The sequence below is a fragment of the Arthrobacter sp. H41 genome (genome assembly GCF_000520535.1).
Taxonomy (GTDB): domain Bacteria; phylum Actinomycetota; class Actinomycetes; order Actinomycetales; family Micrococcaceae; genus Arthrobacter_D.
Genome location: NZ_KI914797.1, coordinates 1 through 5,921 on the forward strand (window position 1 = coordinate 1; position 5,921 = coordinate 5,921).

Consider the following 5,921-nt stretch of genomic DNA (forward strand, 5'->3'; position numbering starts at 1 on the left):
CCTGCACACCCCCCAACCACCACAGTGGATGACCAGGAACATGTGAGGCGCTCCTTAGAAAGGAGGTGATCCAGCCGCACCTTCCGGTACGGCTACCTTGTTACGACTTAGTCCCAATCGCCGGTCCCACCTTCGACGGCTCCCTCCCACAAGGGGTTAGGCCACCGGCTTCGGGTGTTACCAACTTTCGTGACTTGACGGGCGGTGTGTACAAGGCCCGGGAACGTATTCACCGCAGCGTTGCTGATCTGCGATTACTAGCGACTCCAACTTCATGAGGTCGAGTTGCAGACCTCAATCCGAACTGAGACCGGCTTTTTGGGATTAGCTCCACCTCACAGTATCGCAACCCTTTGTACCGGCCATTGTAGCATGCGTGAAGCCCAAGACATAAGGGGCATGATGATTTGACGTCGTCCCCACCTTCCTCCGAGTTGACCCCGGCAGTCTCCCATGAGTCCCCGGCATAACCCGCTGGCAACATGGAACGAGGGTTGCGCTCGTTGCGGGACTTAACCCAACATCTCACGACACGAGCTGACGACAACCATGCACCACCTGTAAACCGGCCACAAGTGGCTGACACATCTCTGCATCATTCCGGTTCATGTCAAGCCTTGGTAAGGTTCTTCGCGTTGCATCGAATTAATCCGCATGCTCCGCCGCTTGTGCGGGCCCCCGTCAATTCCTTTGAGTTTTAGCCTTGCGGCCGTACTCCCCAGGCGGGGCACTTAATGCGTTAGCTACGGCGCGGAAAACGTGGAATGTCCCCCACACCTAGTGCCCAACGTTTACGGCATGGACTACCAGGGTATCTAATCCTGTTCGCTCCCCATGCTTTCGCTCCTCAGCGTCAGTTACAGCCCAGAGACCTGCCTTCGCCATCGGTGTTCCTCCTGATATCTGCGCATTTCACCGCTACACCAGGAATTCCAGTCTCCCCTACTGCACTCTAGTCTGCCCGTACCCACCGCAGATCCGGAGTTAAGCCCCGGACTTTCACGGCAGACGCGACAAACCGCCTACGAGCTCTTTACGCCCAATAATTCCGGATAACGCTTGCGCCCTACGTATTACCGCGGCTGCTGGCACGTAGTTAGCCGGCGCTTCTTCTGCAGGTACCGTCACTTTCGCTTCTTCCCTACTGAAAGAGGTTTACAACCCGAAGGCCTTCATCCCTCACGCGGCGTCGCTGCATCAGGCTTGCGCCCATTGTGCAATATTCCCCACTGCTGCCTCCCGTAGGAGTCTGGGCCGTGTCTCAGTCCCAGTGTGGCCGGTCACCCTCTCAGGCCGGCTACCCGTCGTCGCCTTGGTAGGCCATTACCCCACCAACAAGCTGATAGGCCGCGAGTCCATCCAAAACCACAATAAAGCTTTCCACCAACATGGCATGCGCCAGAAGGTCGTATCCAGTATTAGACCCGGTTTCCCAGGCTTATCCCAGAGTCAAGGGCAGGTTACTCACGTGTTACTCACCCGTTCGCCACTAATCCCCCCAGCAAGCTGAGGATCATCGTTCGACTTGCATGTGTTAAGCACGCCGCCAGCGTTCATCCTGAGCCAGGATCAAACTCTCCGTAAATGCTTCTACAGACACAACAACGAAACCCGGGAAAACGGACAACGCTGCTGCACAAAATTCGAAACCAGCCAAAAAAACCAGCCCACCACACCCAAAGGCACAGCAAACCAGCCAATTCAACCAATCAAAAAACAATCGGTATCAACAAACTTGGCACACTATTGAGTTCTCAAACAACAGACGCAACCGGCACCAAACACGACCAAACCGCCATGTCATCGCTCCGAAGCAACTTTTCAAGCCTACCCGCCCTGATCAGACTCTGCAAATCGGCTGACTCCCACTGTTCCCCTTCGGCATAGCGAATGATGGAACATAATTCTTGTGATTGTCACCCGGTCGAAGACTCGATCAGCGCGGAAGACAACTCTAGCACCGCGTGCGCCTCGATGTAAAACGGCCGCCGACCCCTCCCGAAAGGGAAGGCCGGCGGCCGGAGATCGAAGCGCGAATCAGTCGGTCTTCGGCACCAAGTAGAGCACGCCGAGCGGGGGAACCCGAACATCGCCATAGGCAGGCTGTCCGTTGTGGGCTCCTTCCACGGCAGTCACTGCGCCCTGGTTGCCCACCCCGGATCCGCCGTACTGCTCGGAATCCGTGTTGAGGGCTTCGGTCCATTCCCCTGCCCACGGCAGACCGACCCGGAATCCTTCGTGCGGTCCGCCGGCGAAGTTCGCGATGCACACCAGCGGGTTCCCCTGGTGGTCCCAACGGATGAAGGACAGGGTGTTGTGCTCGCCGTCGTTCTCGTCGATCCACTGGAAGCCGGCGGGTTCGTTGTCCCGCGCGTAGAGGGCAGGCGTTTCCCGATAGACGCTGTTCAGCGAGCGCACCAACTCCTGGACTCCCTTGTGCGACGGAGTGTCGCAAAGCCACCAGTCGAGCCCGTGCTGCTCAGCCCACTCGGACTCCTGCGCGAACTCCGAGCCCATGAAGATAAGCTGCTTGCCCGGATGCGCCCACTGGAAAGCAAGGTAGGCGCGGACGTTGGCCAGCTGCTGCCAGCGGTCACCCGGCATCTTGCGCAATAGCGACCCCTTGCCGTGCACAACCTCGTCGTGGCTGATAGGAAGGAGGAAATTCTCGGTGTAGGCATACACCATCGAGAAGGTCGCCTTGCCATGATGGTGCACACGGTTGATCGGGTCCTCGGCGATGTACTCGAGCGAATCGTGCATCCAACCCATGTTCCATTTGATGCCGAAGCCGAGCCCGCCCGAGCTAGTGGGCCGGGTGACGCCGTCGAAGGCCGTCGACTCCTCGGCGATCATCACGATGCCGGGCGCCCGCTTGTAGGCGGTGGCGTTCACTTCCTGGAGAAAGGAGATTGCTTCGAGGTTCTCGCGTCCGCCGAGCCGGTTGGGCCTCCACTGGCCTTCCTCGCGCGAGTAGTCGAGATACAGCATCGACGCGACGGCATCCACCCGCAGCCCATCGATGTGGAATTCCTCGAGCCAGTACAGAGCGTTCGCTACCAGGAAGTTGCGCACTTCACGACGGCCGAAGTCGAAGATCAGCGTTCCCCAGTCCTGATGCTCGCCGAGGAATGGGTCGCCGTGCTCGTAGAGCGTTCCGCCGTCGAACCTGGCGAGCGCCCACTCGTCCTTCGGGAAATGGGCGGGCACCCAGTCCATGATGACGCCGATGCCGGCCTGGTGCAGTTTGTCGATCAGGTACTTGAAGTCATCCGGACTGCCGAAGCGCGACGTCGGAGCGAAATAGGACGTGACCTGGTAGCCCCAGGATCCGCCGAACGGGTGCTCCGCCACGGGCATGAGCTCGATATGCGTGAAGCCCTGCCACGACACGTATTCGACGAGCTGCTCGGCGAGCTCCCGGTAGCCGAGACCCACGCGCCATGATCCGAGGTGTACCTCGTAGACGCTCATCGGTCCGTTGTGCGGATCCGTTGCCGCACGGGTTTCCATCCAGGCGGAATCCTCGAACTGGTAGCGGGATTCCACCACACGGGAACCTGTCAGGGGAGGCACCTCGGTGCCCCGCGCCATCGGATCGGCCTTCTCACGCCACTGGCCGTCGCTGCCGAGGATCTCGAACTTGTAGCACGCCCCTGCGCCGGCGCCGGGCACGAAGAGCTCCCAGACGCCGGAACTGCCGAGGGCACGCATCGCGTTGACGGTGCCGTCCCAGCCATTGAAGTCGGCCGTGACCCGGACCGCCTGGGCACTCGGGGCCCATACGGCGAAGGAGACGCCGTTGATCTCGCCCAATACCGACGAGTAGTGGCGGACGTGCGCGCCAAGCGCTGTCCACAGCGTTTCGTGGCGGCCCTCGCCGATCAGGTGCAGGTCGACCTCGCCGAGCGTCGGCAGGAAGCGGTAGGGATCGTCCACCATCTGCGGCTCTCCGCTGTAGGAGACTTCGAGCCGGTAATCGGGTGTGTGTCCCTGCACTTCGGCGGCAAGGGTTCCTACCCAGATGCCGTTGTGCTCATGCCCGAGCTCCACCCGCGCATCGGCGGTGACCACGGTGACCGACGAAGCGAGGGGTCGCAGCGTGCGGATCGTGACCAGGCCGCTCGCATCCACGTGCGCTCCGAGCACCGCGTGCGGCTGGTGGTACGAGCCCTCCGAAACCCGCTGCAGGATGTTCTCCGCCACGGGAACCGAGCCACCCGAGGCCCCCGCCGCGGCGACTGGACTCCCCTGCGCTGTTCCTGCGGCGCCCGCTGCCCCAGCACCGGCACCCGCCGTCGGGCCGGCACCAGCACCGCTACCGGTCGAAGTGCCGGCCGCGGCTTCCGCCGGCGCTCCAGCATCCGGCGCCATGCTGTCAGCTCCGGCGCCGAGCGCCCGGCGGACGTCGCGCACTGGCCACTCGACCCAATCAGGGCGGTTGCGCAACTCGTACACCACCTCGTACAGCGCCTTGTCCAGCCAGAGCGCCTTGAACAGCGGCGCCTCGGGGTCGATGGCGGTACCGCTTTCCTCGGAGTATCCGGCCAGGAATGCGGTGCGGGCCGAATCCGCCCACTGCTCCGTCTCCCGGGCGGCATCCGATCCTTCGGCGGCAGCCCCGCGGGAGGCGGCTGCGTACTCGAGCGAGCGCACCATCCCGACGACATCGCGCAACGGCACGTCGGGGAGGCTCCGCTCGGCGGTGGGGCGCAGTGGCTCACCCTCGAAGTCGATCACGAGCCAGGATTCGTCAGGGGCCCGAAGGACCTGCCCCAGGTGGAGGTCCGCGTGGATGCGCTGGAGCTCCGGAAGGTCGGTCAGGGCAGCTGCGTCCTTGATCACCCGGTCCACTTCGGCGTCGAGGGGGCCAACGGCGTCGTGCGCTTCCCGCCATGCCCACTCGATGCGGCCCGCCAGGGCGTCCTTGAACTGCGTCTCCTCAGCGGCAGACGCGGCGCCGCTACCGAAAGCAGTGGCGAGCTGTGCGTGGATACGGGCGACGGCCCGTCCGAGCTCGTAGGACTCTTCGCTGAAATCGGTGTTCGACGACGCCGCAAGGGCTGCGATACGCCAGGCGTCGATACTGCTCTCCACGTAGTCCCTCAGGACACTGACATGGCCCGTGACGTGCTCGCCGGGTTCGGCGTGGGGCTGCTGCCAGGTACCGGTGACCCATCCGTACGTTGCAGGAACGTCGGTCGATCCGGCCGCCGTCAGCTGCGCACTGACCTGCACATCAGGGCTTTCCCCCGTCGCCAGGACGCGGAAGAACTTGACGATCAGCGAATTCTTTCCTGTGCCGACCACTACGGAAGTGTTCGACTGCTCACCCTGGAGAACCTTGACCTTCGGCGCTTTCGCCCGGCTGCGCGCGGGGATGCCCTTCAGTGCCGTCGGAACGAGGCGACCGTCGGGAGTGGCCTTCTTGGAACGGATGAAATTCACCCATGCAGTGACGAAGTTGGGGTCATGGGTGGCGTCGTACACCCAGCGCGTCCCCAACTGGGGATGGTCCACCTGACCGATCAGGCCTGCGGCAGCAGCTTCAAGGGGACTCTCGCGATAGCTCAGCGGAACGCTGACGACGTCGGTGCGGTGCCCGTATTTCACGGCGAGGAAGTGGACTTCCAGTCCGGCCTCGCCGGTCGGGTCATCCAGCACCGTACCGCCGACGACAGTCAGCGCGAGGTCCCGTCCGCGTGCCGGGAACCAGCGCTGCGAGGGCAGCCACTCATTGAGGATTTCGGGAAGAAAGGACGTGTGGGTCGCCATTATCTGATGGCCTCCGAGATTGGGATGACGGGAAGTGCTTCGGTGTGGGGGGATGAGGTATTCGAGGAAGCCGACCGCAGCCTGAGCCAGAAGAAATCGTGGCTGCCCAGTGTCAGGGTGAGGTCACCCTCCGATCCGAACGCCGG

1 protein-coding gene and 1 rRNA gene are annotated in these 5,921 nt (G+C 62.6%); both read right to left on the reverse strand.

Annotation, left to right across the window (positions count from 1 at the left end):
* Positions 1-58 precede the first annotated feature (58 nt).
* Positions 59-1,585 (reverse strand): 16S ribosomal RNA (locus Y705_RS0109770).
* 452 nt (positions 1,586-2,037) lie between these two features.
* Positions 2,038-5,775 (reverse strand): 1,4-alpha-glucan branching protein GlgB, encoded by a 3,738-nt coding sequence (gene glgB, locus Y705_RS0109775; protein WP_026532719.1) that lies wholly within the window; start codon positions 5,773-5,775, stop codon positions 2,038-2,040.
* Positions 5,776-5,921 lie beyond the last annotated feature (146 nt).